The sequence below is a fragment of the Dyadobacter koreensis genome (assembly GCF_900108855.1).
GTDB lineage: Bacteria > Bacteroidota > Bacteroidia > Cytophagales > Spirosomataceae > Dyadobacter > Dyadobacter koreensis.
The window spans coordinates 200,000-216,041 of sequence record NZ_FNXY01000005.1 but is presented as its reverse complement, the minus strand read 5'-3'; the positions used below and the strand labels follow the sequence as shown (position 1 = coordinate 216,041).

The window sequence follows — 16,042 nt, the reverse complement described above, 5'->3', positions numbered from 1 at the left end:
ATTCTGAACACATTTAACATTTGCGTAATGTCAATGCTTGTATTCTTCCTTGTCCTTAAACAAATATCCAATGCCAACCGAGGAAATAACGATCAGTGATAAAAGAAGGATTTTAGTACCCAAACCTTCATTCGGATGTTCCAGTAAATAACGGATTTCCTGCGCTTCTCTTCCAGCCCACACGGCCAGAACAGTTCTTGGAATCATTCCCAAAGTACCACCAGCGAGTACCTGAGGCAGCTTTGCACCCACGACGTTAAAAAATAAATTTGTTATCGTAAAAGGAAGAACTGGCGAAAGCTTGGCAAAGAAGATAAGACGAAACTGGTTTGCTTTGAATTTTCTGATGAGCGATTCGATTTGGGGATAAATCTGAACCAGATAAATGCGGATCGATTCGGCATTGAAGAAATCTGCCAGAACGTATAAAATTCCGATTGCACCCATATTTAAAATAAATAAATACGGAACTGCATACCATCCAAGAAAATAGCCAAAGACCAGCGCCAGAAAAGTCGGCGGTGTTAAGGCGATGGCAGACGTAAATGTCAAACCCAGTGTGACAAGCGTCCAGGTCCCAAAGGACCAGCCGCGTAATATTTCTTCATTCGCAATCGCAGACGCGGTCAGTAATGAGGTAGTAACCAAGGGAACAACAGTGAGTAAAACGCTTACAACTAGGGGTAAAGGGAGTTTTTTTACTAATGGATTTGCCAAAAGAAGATATTTTTAGTCAACACAAACATTTCAGATATCAAATTAACGACTTCTTTCGGTAAAAGGTTTTTCAAGAAGATTATCTTTGATTTTTTTACATTTTGCGAAATCAATTTACGATCATTATATTCTATGAAATTCGCTACCAAAGCCATACACGCAGGCGTTGAACCTGATCCGACAACCGGTGCAATCATGACGCCCATTTACCAGACTTCAACATACGTTCAGGAAAGTCCGGGAAAACATAAAGGTTATGAGTATTCCAGGACTCACAACCCAACGCGCACCGCTTTGCAAACTGCGCTGGCTGCTTTGGAAAACGGAAAACATGGCATTTGTTATTCTTCCGGCTTAGCTGCAACAGATGCAGTATTGAAGTTATTTAAACCCGGCGACGAAATTATTGCGACCAACGATATCTATGGCGGCACATACAGGATCATGAAAAAAATATATGAGCCGTTCGGTTTAATATTTCATTTCGTTGACATGAGCGATATTTCAGAAATTGAAAAGGTGATTTCCGAAAAAACGAAAATGATCTGGGTTGAAACGCCGACAAACCCTTTGCTGAAAATTATTGATATCGAAGCTGTAACCGGTTTGTGCAAAAGCAAAGGAATTTTGAGCGTAGTGGACAATACATTTGCTTCGCCTTACCTGCAAAATCCATTGGATCAGGGTGCCGATATCGTTATGCATTCGGTTACAAAATATCTTGGCGGACATTCAGATACAGTTATGGGTGCTCTGATCGTGAATGATGATGAACTGGCAAAACAACTGGCATTTATTCAAAACGCAAGCGGTGCAGTTCCCGGCCCGCAGGACTGTTTTCTTGTTTTGAGAGGAATTAAAACTTTACATATCCGGATGCAGCGCCATTGTGAAAATGCGAAAGTTGTCTCCATGTGGCTGGAAGATCACCCCAAAGTCGGAAAGGTTTATTATCCCGGGCTTCCTTCACACGATGGACATTTGCTTGCCTCGCGTCAGATGCGCGGATATGGCGGTATCATTTCTTTTGAATTGAAAGGGGATGATTATGCACAGGCTGTTCGGGTTATGGAAAATCTGGAAGTATTTTCGCTGGGAGAATCTTTGGGAGGTGTTGAGTCGCTTTGCACGCACCCTGCAAGCATGACGCACGCCAGTATCCCCAAGGATGCACGTGAAAAAACCGGGCTCAAAGATACGCTGATCCGACTTAGCGTTGGCATCGAAGATGTGGAAGATCTGATCGCAGATCTGGAGCAGGCAATTGGATGAGAATGCGATTCTCTTTTGCATTCCATAAGCAAAACCATTACTTTTGATCTCTATTTTTTAGCAAAACTTACAAAACGTTTTTCCATGGAATTAACAGGAACTGTCATCGCTTTACTCCCTGAGGTATCTGGTCAGGGTAAAAATGGAACATGGCGGAAGCAGGAATTCATTCTTGAAATCCCTTCGCAGTATCCAAAAAAAGTATGCATTTCATTGTGGGGTGACAAAATTGATCAGGCTGGTTTACAGGTTAACGACGCTGTAACTGCATCGATCGATGTTGAAAGCCGCGAATATAACAATCGCTGGTATACAGAAGTAAAAGCGTGGAAAGTTGATAAGGCGGGTGCTGCAAACGGTGGCGGAAATTCTTACAACTCTGGAAGCAGCAACAGCACTTTGCCTCCTGTAACTACATTTACTGAAGACGAATCGGACGATCTTCCATTCTAGTATTTCAGATATTATAAAGCGGTCCGTCCCTTGCAATTTCAGCAACGACGGACCGCTTGTTTTTTTTCATGGCATTTCACGCCATCGCTACGGTAAAATGATCCAGCACTTCATGCGGGTGCACCTCCAATACATTAGCGAGTACGAGCATAACCAAAGTATTTGAAGCAATTTTCCGGGAAATTCCTGCGGCAGCTGCAAATAATTCGACCGTCACCGTCTTTTTCTCGTCCAGAAGCTTCATTAGTTTTTCTTCTTTGTCGCCGTATTGAAAACGGATATCCCGTTTGAACCGGCCACGACGCATAATCTCACGCATTTCCTTGCTAGCCTGGATCGACTTATCCGCTACGCGCACATAAGCTTTTTTGATTCCCGAAGAATCTACAACATAATGTGGCTTATCGAGACTTCGCGGAATGGTCAAAACCAGAACCTCGCGCTCCATATCGATAGGAATTTTTTCTAACCGGTAATCAAGTTTGGGAAAACAATAAGTATTAATCGCTTTAACGAGTGTGTATTCATCTTCATCTGAATCTTTCACTCCTTTGATCGTCCGGTCATCTCCAACACCGACGAATAATTTTCCACCGCCAGAATTGGCGAAAGCGACTAGTTCACGGACAATTTTCTCGGGGTGATTAGATTTCAACTTGAATTCCACATGATCACCCTCGCCCTTTCTGACCAACTCTTTAAGCAATCGTAGTTCCATCAATTGGCCTGGATAGATAGTTAACTATGAAAAAAACAATTTGGATTTTGGCTAAATGCTTTTCATAATAACGTTACTAATATACATTCCTTTCAGAATATTAAAAAAATATTAACTGAATTAATCTACACAAAATCCCTTTTTCAGATACTAAAAAACAATGCCGTTAATAAAACGAGAAACCCGTAAAAACAAAAAACGGCACCTGCTGGCGCCGCTCTTCATTTAATATTCATCTTCATTAAAGAAGAAGTCATCTTTGGTCGGATAATCCGGCCAGATTTCCTCAATGCTTTCATAAGGCTGACCATCATCTTCCAATTCTTGTAGGTTTTCAACTACTTCTAACGGAGCTCCTGTTCTAATTGCGAAGTCAATCAGCTCGTCTTTGGTAGCTGGCCAAGGAGCATCTTCCAGATATGATGCAAGTTCGAGAGTCCAGTACATAGTTTTTTCGCCTATTAAATAGTTACTTAATTTTTTAAGGATTGCAAAAGTAAAAAAAATTGCATCTTTTGATAATTTTAAACAAAAAATATTAAAAATAATTGTTTTTTATTATTAATATTTTTCCGGATAGGATAAACATTTGAATATCATAAATTTATACCTCCTTAAAAGATGCACCTCTTTCTATTCTGATATCACTAATTGTATACAAAAAGCATTCCCCGCCAATTTTAGTCATTTTGCAGAAATTTAATCGTTATCACCGGCGAGACAAAATCTTTTGTAAATTTCCCCAACATTTAGAATTTGAAACAATTATGACAATTGAAGTTTGTGCATATTCACTTGAATCCTGCTTAAATGCCCAGGTTGGTGGTGCAGGGCGTATTGAATTATGCGGAGGGCTTGGCGAAGGAGGAACCACTCCAAGCGCAGGCCTTATTGAAATGGTACTTGAACATATCAAAATTCCGGTGTTTGTGATGATCCGTCCGCGTGGAGGCGATTTCGTTTATGATTTCTTTGAAGAAGAAATTATGAAAAGGGATATTTCACTCGCTAAAAAACTGGGTGCGCAAGGTGTGGTTCTGGGTATACTTCTCCCTGACGGTCAGGTTGATGTAGCACGTACGAAAGCACTCGTAGATTTCGCGGCACCAATGAAAGTAACTTTTCACCGGGCTTTCGATCTCACTCCCGATCCTGTTAAAGCTTTGAAAGCCGTAATCGAAACAGGAGCTGAAAGAATATTAACGTCAGGACAAAAAGCCAGTGCTCCTATGGCTGTCCCGCTCTTGAAACAATTGGCAAAAACAGCTGGAAGTTCCATAGAAATTATGGCAGGTGGCGGTGTTAATCACCACAATGCAAAAGAATTAAAAGAAGCCGGTGTCCATGCACTCCATTTGACCGCCAAAGCATTCCGCCCGGGCAGGCAAAAGTTTTTTCCCGCAGATGTTTCCATGGCAGGAGAAATTCCGGACGAACGTTCAGTATTATATAGTGATTTAAATCTTATTGAAGCGATAGTGGAGGCGGTTGCAGATACAGAATAAAGCAAGGCAGGAATTTTCACCCAAGTCTCCGTGATATGAAATTTTTCAAAGCTGTTTTGACGGTTATACTTACAATTGGCTTAGTATATGCATTGAACAGGCCATGGGGACCAGTTCCTGCCTTAGGCCCTTTTCTAAGCCCTTTTACAGGGTTTTGGCAAAACGGTGAAAAGATTTACGAGCCGAACGAAGAAATTGTTTTAAAACTGGATAGCCTTCGGGAAGAGGTTATCATCCGCTTTGACGATATCGGCGTTCCTCACATTTTTGCCAAAAATGACTTCGATCTTTTTTACGCACAGGGATATCTTACTGCAAAAGACCGGCTGTGGCAAATGGATATTCAAACCAGGGCAGCGTCCGGGCGACTTTCCGAAATACTCGGCCCCGCGACACTTGAAATGGATAAAAACAGCCGTCGCCTTGGAATGGCCTATGGCGCCGAGGTAAATATAAAAATTGCGTTAAGCGATCCTAAATCCAGAGAAGCGCTACTTGGCTACAGCGCTGGCGTTAATGCTTTTATCAGCCAGCTTTCTCCAAAGGATTATCCGGTAGAATATAAATTGCTGGGCTATAAACCGGAGCTCTGGAAACCAATCAATACCATGTACATGCTGGAACAAATGACATTGACGCTCGCCGGGCGTTCAAATGATCTGAATATGTCAAATGTTTTAAAAAAGTATGGAAATGAAGTTATTAAAGATCTTTTTCCGGATTACCCGATGCTTCAGGAAAGTCCGATTATTCCGGTGGGGACTGCATGGGATTTTAAACCACTGCCAATTCCTGATGACAAACATTCTGAATCAAAAGATTCAGTACTGTTAAATGAATTTTCAAAACCAGAGATGAAACCTGAGGGAATCGGAAGTAACAACTGGGCAATAAGTGCCGAAAAATCGATAACCGGCTACCCTATTCTTGCAAATGATCCGCACCTCGAGTTGACGCTTCCGTCCATATGGTATCAGGTTCAGCTGCATTCGCCGGATGTAAATGTCTACGGAGTTTCGTTACCGGGAATTCCGAGTGTGATTATTGGTTTTAATCAGAATGTGGCATGGGGTGTAACCAATGTTGACGCAGATGTCTATGATCGTTACAAAATAACTTTTAAAGATACGTCTCAGTCGAGTTACTGGTATGACAATCAATGGAAGCCTGCTCGCAAGCGTGAGGAATTAATTTATATAAAAGGGAAAGCAGAACCTTATCGGGAGCAGGTTACTTATACTCATCACGGCCCCGTCACCAAATATAATGATGAGCTGACCGGATCGGTATATCTGGCCACCAAATGGATAGGACATGAACCCGGAAACAGCTTTCTGACTTTCTACGAACTTAATAAAGCGAAGGACTACGATGACTATCGTAATGCCTTGGCAAAATATGTCGGCCCAGCCCAGAATTTTGTTTTTGCTGACAATGGAAAAAATATTGCCATGACGGTAAATGGGAAATTACCACTGAAACGAAAAGATCAGGGAAAATTCCTTCTGGACGGTTCCAGTCCGGACGACGACTGGAAAGGCTGGATCCCTGCTGACCAAAATCCATTTGTGAAAAATCCTACAAGAGGTTTTGTAAGCTCTGCGAACCAATCTTCAACGGATCCAAGTTATCCATATTATATCAATTGGATTTTCGCTCCCGCTGAACGAGGGATAAGGATCAATGAACGACTGGAGAAAATGAATTCTGCTAATGCCGATAGTTTGAGAATACTGCAGAATGATAACTACAATGTTTTAGCCCGGACTATACTTCCGAAACTACTTTCCATCTTAGAAACTACCCCGCTTAATTCAACTTATAAAGCTGCTCAACAGGTTTTGACAGAATGGAATTATCAGAATTCTCCTGAAAAAATAGCTCCTTCTATTTTTGAGGAATGGCTTCCCGCTTTAAGAAATGCGGTATGGAATGATGAATTTGACTCTTCGGAAGCACCTCTGGCATTTCCTTCGAGAGACCGGCTCTTATATATGATATTAAAACAGCCCGACGCCAAGTGGTTTGATAATGTAAAAACGCCTAAGAAAGAAACATTAGCCGACATTACCATTTCAAGTTTTAAAGCCGCTGTGGATACATTAAACGCCAGACATGGCGCAATGAGTCCGTCATGGCAATGGTCAGAAGTGAAAGATACCGAAATCAGACATTTGAGCAGAAGCTTAAAGCCTTTTAATGCACCTCATCTGAAACTCGGCGGTGGGACAGGAATTGTCAATGCAATCACAAAGAGAAACGGCCCATCCTGGCGCATGGTTGTTGAACTTGGACCAACTCCCAAAGCTTACGGGATTTTTCCGGGAGGACAATCAGGAAATCCGGGAAGTCCTTATTATCTGAATTTATTGGAAAAATGGGAAAAGGGAGAATTAAATGAACTCGTTTATTTGTCCTCCCCTGACCAGCAGAATAAGCGCCTTACATCCAGAGTCATTCTTAAAAAGAAATAGCGCTATGAATTTTCTCATCATTTTCATCGTCACGGCGATATTGCAACTTTTCGCGCCTTGGTGGACCGTCGCACTGATTCCCTTTTTAATCATGCTCTGGCGGCCATTAACCCCGCTCCATGCTTTTGTGACTGGTTTTCTCGCGATTGCGCTACTATGGTTTTTTTATGGCTTATATCTCCATACAAGTACCACAGGTGCCATGTCGAACCGGATTGCTGAGATTTTTTCCTTGCCAAATGGAATTTTACTTCTCGTGGTAACAACGATTGTGGGAGGAATTATTGGTGGCCTATCAGGGCTGTCCGGATATTTTCTCAGAAAGACCGTTCAATGAAAAGAATATATTTCGGCGTATTTCTGTTGCTCTTCGCTTTTCTTCTTATCGCCTTATTTGTGCATAATCTGGACTACTGGGTAGCCGTCAAATGGTGGTCGCTTAACACTGTAACGATTGGTTCATTATGTATTTTTTTTCCTGTTATGGAAAAATTTAAGACCACTTATATCTATCAGATATTATTCACACCAAAGAAGTGGTATATCAGCGTTCTTTCCTTATTGGCTTTTATTCTTTCGTTAACTATTCTTTACATGGTAATCGAAAAAACTGCAATTTCGACTAATAAGGCAATACAAGCTTATTATTTAAAAGGAAAAGTACAAGGCACCAGAGCCAGAGTTGTCGGTATCGTAAATCTTCGCTTTACATTAAAATCAACTTATCATCAGCCGTTTATGGCGATCGAGTATATCACTCCGGACGGGGTCCTACGTCAGGGACTGGATATTAAACAGTTTGCACACCTTAAAAACGGACAATTAATTGACATTGTTTATTCGAGAGATCATCCTTCGATATTTAAAGTAGAGTAAAAAATTACGGAATTGTAGGCCTTGAAACACAAATCATTATCTTTGCGGCTCTTTCTAAAAAAACAAAACCTTAAAAACGTGAATAACAATACTTCGTTAATTTGGAACATCGTGCTCAGCATAGCCGTAGCGGTGTTATTTTTCTTACATTTCTCAGGAAATAAATCAGAAGCAGGTGCAGGATCATCAGACGGAGGAGTTGTGGCTGGCCGTCGTACTGTGTATGTTCAGGTCGATTCTCTTTTGACGAATTACGATTTCTTTAAGGATACCAAGAAAGCGCTTGAAAACAAACATTTCCAATTGGAAAATGAGTTGAACACAAAAGGACGCTCTTTGCAGAATGAAGTTGCTTTTTTCCAACAAAAAGCACAAACAATGACGCCAGATCAAGCGCGTTCTACCGAAGCTCAGTTGATGAAAAAACAGCAGGATCTTGTTGCTTACCGTGATCAGGCAATGGCTGGACTTCAACAGGAAGAAGCTGGTAAGAATGAAGAGCTTTACAAGCAAATCAGAGCTTATATTGAAAAGTATAACAAAGAAAATAACTACGAATATGTGCTGGGATATTCTTTGGGCGGCGGAATTTTATTTGCTGACAAATCTCTTGATGTAACTCAGAAAATCATCGAAGGTTTGAACAAAACTTACAAAGAATCGGATGCTGGTAAGGCTTCTGCTGACAGTACTGCTAAGAAATAATTTCTGACAGTTCTTAATCAAGGAATTTTGTGCGAAGGCGACTGATATATCGGTCGCCTTTTCTCTTTCTGAGCGATGCCTTTTAAACGTGTTGCCATTTCAATTTCTGACAATAAAGCTGACGTTTTATAACACAAAGGGACGACTTAAATGAATAAGCCGTCCCTTTTATATCTCTGATTTCCTTCGAACTTATACTTTCTAAACTGCTTTCGAAGAAACTTTCGCTCCTAGATATTCGCGGTTCATACGTGCAATATTCTCGAAACTGATTTCTTTTGGACATTCAGCCGAACAAGCGTGGGTGTTAGTACAATTACCGAAACCTTCCGCATCCATCTGTGCAACCATTTTCTCTGCACGGATACTTCGCTCTGCCTGCCCCTGCGGCAACAAAGCAAGTTGTGAAATTTTCGCTGATACGAACAACATCGCAGACGCGTTTTTACAAGCTGCTACACAAGCTCCGCAACCGATACAAGCGGCAGCTGCAAATGCGTCGTCGGCATTTTCTTTCGCAATCGGAAGGCTATTGGCATCCTGCGCGTTACCTGTGTTAACAGACACAAAACCACCTGCGGATATAATACGGTCAAAGCCATCACGATTTACAACCAAATCCTTGATAACAGGAAATCCTGCTGCTCTCCATGGTTCAACAGTAATGGTATCACCATCCTGGAAAGAGCGCATGTGCAACTGGCAGGTTGTTACGCCTTTCAAAGGTCCGTGAGGCTGGCCATTTATAAACATAGAACACATTCCGCAGATACCTTCACGACAATCGTGATCGAATGCGACTGGTTCTTTATTTTCTTCAATTAATTGTTCGTTAAGAATATCGAACATTTCAAGGAAAGACATATCCGGAGAAACACCATCCAGATTATAATTCTCGAATCCTCCTTGTGTATCTGTATTGCTTTGTCTCCACACTTTAAGCGTAAGACGCATATTGCCTGCACTCATTTTTCTAAACTGTTAATGATTAACTATTAACGAAATTTATTTAGTTATAAAACTCATAAGAAGTACCGGATTTAAAGCCGATAGCTGAAAGCCGAAAGCCCCTGGCTATTTATAACTTCTCTGAGCGATTTTAATGTTATCATAAACAAGGTCTTCCTTGTGAAGTTCCCATTTCTCAGTCGCGATATGTTCCCACGCCGACACAAACATAAAGTTTTCGTCGTCGCGAAGGGCCTCACCTTCTTCTGTCTGGTATTCTTCACGGAAGTGGCCTCCGCAAGATTCATTCCTTGTCAGCGCATCGATACACATCAACTCACCTAACTCGATGAAATCCGCAACACGGTTTGCCTTATCAAGTTCCGGGTTGAAATCACCGATTTTACCCATTACTTTCACATCTTTCCAGAATTCTTCGCGTAATGCACGGATTTCCACAATGGCTTCTTTTAATCCCTTTTCATTACGTGCCATCCCACATTTATCCCACATAATCTTACCTAAACGGCGGTGGAACAACTCAGGCGAAGTATTTCCCTTAATGGAGATCAATTTCTCAATTCTGTCTTTTACTTCTTTTTCAGTCTGAACGAATGCTTCATGATCGGTAGAAATTTTACCGGTTCTGATCTCTCCTGCCAGGTAAGCTCCGACAGTGATTGGAATTACAAAATAACCATCCGCCAAACCTTGCATCAATGCTGAAGCCCCCAAACGGTTTGCACCGTGATCTGAGAAATTTGCTTCTCCTAATGAATACAATCCCGGAACAGTTGTCATTAAGTTGTAATCAACCCAGAGTCCACCCATTGTATAGTGAACCGCAGGATAAATACGCATAGGCACTTCATAAGGATCTTCTCCTGTGATCTGCTTGTACATATCGAAAAGGTTGCCATACTTTTCTTTCACTACTGCTTTACCCCATTCAAGAATCTGAGCTTCTGAGGCGTTAGTAATGTTATTTTTATTTGCTTCTCCTTGTCCGTAACGGTGGAAAGCAGCGGAGAAATCAAGGAACACTGCCAGTTTAGAAGAGCCTACTCCATATCCTGCATCACATCTTTCCTTCGCAGCGCGGGAAGCAATATCACGAGGAACCAGGTTCCCAAAAGCAGGATAACGGCGTTCCAGGTAGTAATCTCTTTCTTCTTCAGGAATTTCGTTTCCAGGACGTGTATCGTTTTGTTTTTTCGGCACCCAGATACGACCATCATTACGAAGTGATTCTGACATCAGAGTCAATTTCGACTGATGCTCACCAGATACCGGAATACAAGTCGGGTGAATTTGTGTGAAACATGGGTTTGCGAAGAATGCTCCGCGTTTGTGTGCTTTCCATGCAGCCGTTACGTTGCTACCCATCGCATTTGTCGACAGATAAAAAACATTTCCGTAACCACCTGTACAGAGCAAAACGGCGTGCGCTGAATGTCTTTCCAGTTCTCCTGTGATCAGGTTTCTTGCAATGATACCACGGCACTTTCCATCGATTTTTACAACGTCAAGCATTTCGTGACGGTTGTACATGGCGATTGTCCCCATACCAACCTGGCGCTGCAAACCTGAGTAAGCACCTAACAAAAGCTGCTGACCTGTTTGTCCTGCTGCATAAAATGTACGTTGAACCTGCACTCCACCGAAAGAACGGTTGGAAAGAAGCCCGCCGTATTCACGTGCAAAAGGAACACCCTGTGCGACGCACTGGTCAATAATATTTCCTGAAACTTCCGCCAGACGATGCACATTGGCTTCGCGTGACCGGTAATCCCCCCCTTTAATAGTATCGTAAAAAAGACGGTGAACAGAATCACCATCGTTCTGGTAATTTTTAGCAGCATTAATACCTCCCTGTGCCGCGATTGAGTGCGCACGGCGAGGTGAATCCTGGAAACAAAAAGCTTTTACTTTATATCCCATTTCCGCCAGCGTTGCAGCAGCAGAAGCACCAGCCAGACCGGTTCCAACTACAATTACTTCAATATTACGCTTGTTGGCAGGGTTTACAAGGGGTACTGATGATTTGTATTTTTTCCACTTATCTTCCAGCGAGCCTTGAGGTATTCTGGCATCCAGACGAGATGAAGTTGCCATATATTTTGAAATGTTAATTAACCTGAAAAATTAGATTCAACAACTTTGTCAAGAATATTCAACAGTCAGCTATTTAATTATACTGACGGTCAAACACTTGGAATTTAATAAACCCATCCGAGGTATATCGAAACAGGCATCAGTGCAAAAAGAAGCGGGACAACAATTGAAAATACAACCCCTACGACCTGAATCGCGCCATTGTATTTAAAATGGTATAAACCCAATGTTTTAAATGCGCTTTGAAAACCATGCAGTAAATGCCATGCAAGTGAAAAGCAACCGAGTACATAAATGATGACAACCCAGATATTCTGGAATATGTCAAGCATCATCTGATACAGATTAAGTTCTTCTCCTGTTGCAAACTGGTTGCTGCGATTCGGAATCCAGAAGTGCGATGTGTGAATCACCAGAAAGATCAATATCAGCGTACCCAACAAACCCATACTGCGTGAATACCAGGTGCTGTTTGCTTTGGCATTTGTCACAGCATACTTCACTGGTCGTGCATCATTGTTATTTTTAGTCAGCCAGAGGCCGTCAGCAATATGGATCAGGAAACCTAAAACCAGACCAATTTCCAGTGTACGGATAATGGGGTTAGTACCCATAAAATGCCCCCAATGAGAAAAAGTTTCGCCGCCATCATTATAAAAAATCATTGCATTGATGGTCGCATGTATTACCAGAAAACTGATCAAAAATAAACCGGTAAGCGACATGATCAGCTTCTTACCGATGGAACTTGTTAACGCTTGTGTAAACCAAGACATAGCAAACACGAATAGTTTTAGTACAAAAAAATGAGGTATATTTAGAACCTTTCAAAGGTATGGCACAAACGTTTGCGAGACAATAAAAGAGGATCATTTTTATGGACCGCTTTACAATTTATAATGATTATTAAATACCCCTTCTGATTAATTTACCGCTGAAAGTCGCCAGACTGATTAAAGGCCAAAATTTAACAGGTTAATTTGCCGCAAACAGTGGTTTTATTACGAATAGGTAAATACATTTTAAAATAGATTTTTCGTTGATGTTTCTATGATATTGAGACCAGCCATTTTTATTTTTGAGATAAAAATGTTTGCTTTAACAGATATCACAGTCATTATTTAATATTGCAGACAATCTGTATTTTGGACCGATAGTGAAGTGTTTGCCTCTATTCAGGATAAAGTAATTAAATTATATGCGCAATAATCTACAATTTCAGGTTTTACTCCTTCTATTGATCTGCTTTGCCTTTGGAAACAGGGCTTATGCGACGCACGCAAGAGCCGGCGAAATTACAGCTAAACGTGTTCCCAACAATCCGCTTGCCTACGACGTAACATTTACTGGTTATTTCGATGTCAGCCCAAATGGTATCGGAGCGGCAGAAGCTCAGAAATTTGTTTTGATGTATTTTTACAACGGAGCTTCCGGCACCAACGCAGCACCGACACAAGTGGACCGTATCGATGCTTTGACACGGAATATTGGAAACAACACGACTCAGAATATTTATACTACGCGTTATGTCTTTCCCTCGGCCGGCAACTGGAGTATTTCTGTTTCTATTGATAACCGAAATGTTAACATTTTAAATTTGAGTCCGGTACCAACTGACCGTCTTAATTTTTATGTACATACCAATATTGTAATCAACTCATTTGTAGGCGTTAACCAGACCCCGGTTTTGTTGAATGCTCCGATTGATATTGCCGCTGTCGGACAACGTTATATCCACAATCCCGGTGCTTTTGATGCTGATGGAGATAGTATTGCTTACCGACTTTACACACCTCAACAAGGTACTTCAAGAGGTTTAGGTGAAAATCTTGGCTACAAAAATCCCAATCTGGTAACGCCTCCCGGCACGACCGAAACTGGTCAGACGCCGGCAACTTTTAGCATGAATTCTCTCACCGGCGATCTCATCTGGGATGCGCCCGTTACCAAAGGATTATACAATGTTGCGTTCGTGGTGGAGGAATGGCGCGATGGTGTTAAAATTGGTGAGATCATCAGAGATATGCAGATTATAGTGGAGGACGCCAGAAATGACCGCCCAAAGCTGGATCCCATAGATGAACTTTGTGTCGAAGCCGGAACGCTGATCAATCAGACCATCAGGGCTACAGATAAAAACGGCGACAAACTCACGCTTACAAGCACGAGCGGCGTTTACCAGGCAACGCCACTCATATCGCCTGCTTATGCAACCTTCACGGTTCCTCAACAAGGAGCGCAATCAACCATTACAGGTCAGTTCCGATGGCAGACTGGCTGTAATCATGTCCGGCTCGAGCCATATGAAGTATTATTTAAAGTAGAAGATGGTCCGGCAACAGGAACTCCGAATCCTTCATTATTTAGAAAACTTGTCGATTTCACAACCTTTAACATCCGTGTCTATGGTCCGCCACCGCAAAATTTGCGCGCCGTTCCGGTGGCAGATGCTGCTGGAAAAGCTTTCCGTGTAACATGGGATACTTACAAATGCCCTGTTCCAGGTGCGCGAATTGTGATTTACAGAAGAGAAGGCTGTAGAGTTATTCCAATTGATGTTTGTCAGCCAGGACTTCCAGCAGGTTCAGGTTACGAAGAAATTGCCCGGGTTGGTATCGGAGAAACTTTTTATGTTGACAATAATAATAACACTGGCCTGGAATCGGGTATTTCGTATAGTTATAGAATTGTAGTAGAATTTCCAAGACCAGGTTCAGACATCAATGAACCAGGATATTTAGTCGGCGGTGGAGAAAGCATTGTTTCTGATCAGGTTTGTATCGAAGTGCCGTTAATTATGCCTGTCATCACTAATGTTACGGTTGACGAGACGAATGAGACAAACGGACAAATCACTGTGAAATGGACACGGCCAACGCTTCAGGAAGGAGCTTCCGTTCCTGCTCAATACAAACTTTTCCGTGCAACAGGGCTCAACGGCACTGCTTTTACCAACATTGCAACGATTAATACCAATTTATCGGCCAATGCAGCGGATACGGTTTATGTGGACAGAGGTCTGAATACGGTTGCGAATGCCTACAATTATAAAATTGAATATTATTATACAGAGGCAGGAAGTCTTGTAAAGCTGGACGAAACAGAAACTGCAAGCAGCGTAAGGTTGTCTCAAGGTCAGGCAAATCCGACAAGTATTCGTCTGAACTGGACGGCAAATGTGCCTTGGAGCAATGATAACCAGGTGCACAGAGTATATCGGGAAGATAAATCAAGACCCGGCACTTTCAACAGAATTGCAGATGTTACGGTACAAGGTCCACAGAGTTATACTTTCACAGATGACGGGTCAGATAAGTATGCAGCTGACGGGACGGTAAGTATATCGATCGTTAAAGATTCTGTCTATTGTTATAAAGTTGAGACCGTTGGATCATACAACAATACGCAGATCAAGGCTGACCCGCTTTACAATTTCTCGCAGATCATTTGCTTATCGGCTTCCGATACGACAAAGCCTTGCGTTCCGGTGTTATCCATCGATGAGCTGAATTGTGCGGAAGTTAATCGAGATACGTATTGCGGACAGACTTCTTTTACCAATAATCTGTCCTGGGCTTATCCGCAAAATGCTGAATGTGACCAGAATATTATTGCTTACCGTTTGTATTATACACGGTTTGAAGGCGACACGCCTACTTTGCTGAAAGAAATTGCCGCGCCGGCTTCCACTTCTTTTGCACATGAAGGAATGACTTCTTTTGCGGGCTGTTACTACGTAACCGCTGTGAATAAATACGGAACAGAAAGTGTGCCAAGCAATACGGTTTGCAAGGACAACTGCCCGATCATTGAACTGCCAAACGTTATCACACCAAACGGTGACGGGAAAAACGATACTTTCAAACCGTTGGATTGTCCAAGTTTTGTTCAGGCAGTTGAATTTAAAATCTTTAATCGCTGGGGAGCAAAAGTATTTGAGACTAATGATGTAAACATCAACTGGGATGGAAAAAATAATTCCGGAAACGAGCTTGCTGCCGGACAATATTATTACGAACTGACTGTCTATTTCGAATCCGTTCAACGCGAAGGAAAACCAGCGCAATTTAAAGGATGGGTGCAGGTGCTGAGATAGTCTCTGAATTTTTGAAAAATATTTTAAAGCCCGGTTCTTTTGAGTCGGGCTTTATTTTTTCCTTTTTACTGATAAATACAAATATTTAAATCAAGTATCCGACGATCGACATTCATTTACTCAGCACACACATTTTTTAAAAAAATTTCGTTGAATAGATAAT

At 41.8% G+C, this 16,042-nt stretch carries 14 protein-coding genes; 8 read left to right on the top strand and 6 right to left on the bottom strand.

The features are described from left to right. Positions 1–30: 30 nt before the first annotated feature. Positions 31–717 carry a TVP38/TMEM64 family protein gene (locus BMY70_RS16505; protein WP_090337004.1) on the bottom strand — a complete coding sequence of 229 codons (687 nt, stop codon included), beginning with the start codon at positions 715–717 and terminating at the stop codon, positions 31–33. A gap of 132 nt (positions 718–849) precedes the next feature. Between BMY70_RS16505 and BMY70_RS16500 the strand changes: the two genes are divergently transcribed. After that, the gene (locus BMY70_RS16500; protein WP_090337002.1) at positions 850–1,989 is read left to right on the top strand and encodes a cystathionine gamma-synthase; all 1,140 of its coding nucleotides are present in this window, start codon (positions 850–852) and stop codon (positions 1,987–1,989) included. Between the two features lie 84 nt (positions 1,990–2,073). After that, positions 2,074–2,442, top strand: a complete 369-nt coding sequence (locus BMY70_RS16495) for a DUF3127 domain-containing protein (protein WP_090336998.1) — start codon at positions 2,074–2,076, stop codon at positions 2,440–2,442. 76 nt (positions 2,443–2,518) lie between these two features. On the opposite strand, the gene BMY70_RS16490 is transcribed toward BMY70_RS16495, so the two are convergent. Beyond that, the gene (locus BMY70_RS16490; RefSeq protein WP_090336996.1) at positions 2,519–3,160 is read right to left on the bottom strand and encodes an AlbA family DNA-binding domain-containing protein; all 642 of its coding nucleotides are present in this window, start codon (positions 3,158–3,160) and stop codon (positions 2,519–2,521) included. Positions 3,161–3,385: 225 nt separating this feature from the next. After that, positions 3,386–3,607, bottom strand: a complete 222-nt coding sequence (locus BMY70_RS16485) for a DUF2795 domain-containing protein (protein ID WP_013927448.1) — start codon at positions 3,605–3,607, stop codon at positions 3,386–3,388. A gap of 320 nt (positions 3,608–3,927) precedes the next feature. Here BMY70_RS16485 and BMY70_RS16480 point away from each other — a divergent pair, with 320 nt between their 5' ends. The 5 genes from BMY70_RS16480 to BMY70_RS16460 all read left to right on the top strand — a co-directional run bounded on the left by BMY70_RS16480 (position 3,928) and on the right by BMY70_RS16460 (position 8,720). Further along, complete coding sequence (locus tag BMY70_RS16480; protein WP_090336995.1) at positions 3,928–4,665, top strand: copper homeostasis protein CutC; 738 nt, start codon at positions 3,928–3,930, stop codon at positions 4,663–4,665. Between the two features lie 35 nt (positions 4,666–4,700). Continuing rightward, positions 4,701–7,139: a penicillin acylase family protein gene (locus BMY70_RS16475; RefSeq protein ID WP_090336993.1), complete on the top strand. Its 2,439-nt coding sequence runs from the start codon at positions 4,701–4,703 to the stop codon at positions 7,137–7,139. A gap of 4 nt (positions 7,140–7,143) precedes the next feature. Beyond that, complete coding sequence (locus BMY70_RS16470; protein ID WP_090336990.1) at positions 7,144–7,476, top strand: hypothetical protein; 333 nt, start codon at positions 7,144–7,146, stop codon at positions 7,474–7,476. Further along, the gene (locus BMY70_RS16465; RefSeq protein ID WP_090336988.1) at positions 7,473–8,015 is read left to right on the top strand and encodes a hypothetical protein; all 543 of its coding nucleotides are present in this window, start codon (positions 7,473–7,475) and stop codon (positions 8,013–8,015) included. Before BMY70_RS16470 ends, BMY70_RS16465 begins: the two co-directional genes overlap by 4 nt. Before the next feature lie 78 nt (positions 8,016–8,093). Next, complete coding sequence (locus BMY70_RS16460) at positions 8,094–8,720, top strand: OmpH/Skp family outer membrane protein (RefSeq protein WP_090337820.1); 627 nt, start codon at positions 8,094–8,096, stop codon at positions 8,718–8,720. A gap of 201 nt (positions 8,721–8,921) precedes the next feature. Here the strand turns inward: BMY70_RS16460 and BMY70_RS16455 are convergent, their stop codons facing one another. From BMY70_RS16455 to BMY70_RS16445, 3 genes are all read right to left on the bottom strand, one after another. Beyond that, on the bottom strand, positions 8,922–9,674 hold the full coding sequence (locus tag BMY70_RS16455; protein WP_218148646.1) for a succinate dehydrogenase/fumarate reductase iron-sulfur subunit: 753 nt from the start codon (positions 9,672–9,674) through the stop codon (positions 8,922–8,924). A gap of 120 nt (positions 9,675–9,794) precedes the next feature. Then, the gene (locus BMY70_RS16450) at positions 9,795–11,783 is read right to left on the bottom strand and encodes a fumarate reductase/succinate dehydrogenase flavoprotein subunit (protein ID WP_090336983.1); all 1,989 of its coding nucleotides are present in this window, start codon (positions 11,781–11,783) and stop codon (positions 9,795–9,797) included. A 104-nt stretch (positions 11,784–11,887) separates the two neighbouring features. After that, positions 11,888–12,559, bottom strand: coding sequence for a succinate dehydrogenase cytochrome b subunit (locus BMY70_RS16445; protein ID WP_090336980.1), 672 nt, complete (start codon positions 12,557–12,559; stop codon positions 11,888–11,890). A gap of 422 nt (positions 12,560–12,981) precedes the next feature. Here BMY70_RS16445 and BMY70_RS16440 point away from each other — a divergent pair, with 422 nt between their 5' ends. Continuing rightward, positions 12,982–15,879 (top strand): T9SS type B sorting domain-containing protein, encoded by a 2,898-nt coding sequence (locus BMY70_RS16440; RefSeq protein WP_090336977.1) that lies wholly within the window; start codon positions 12,982–12,984, stop codon positions 15,877–15,879. The last annotated feature ends 163 nt before the right edge of the window (positions 15,880–16,042 follow it).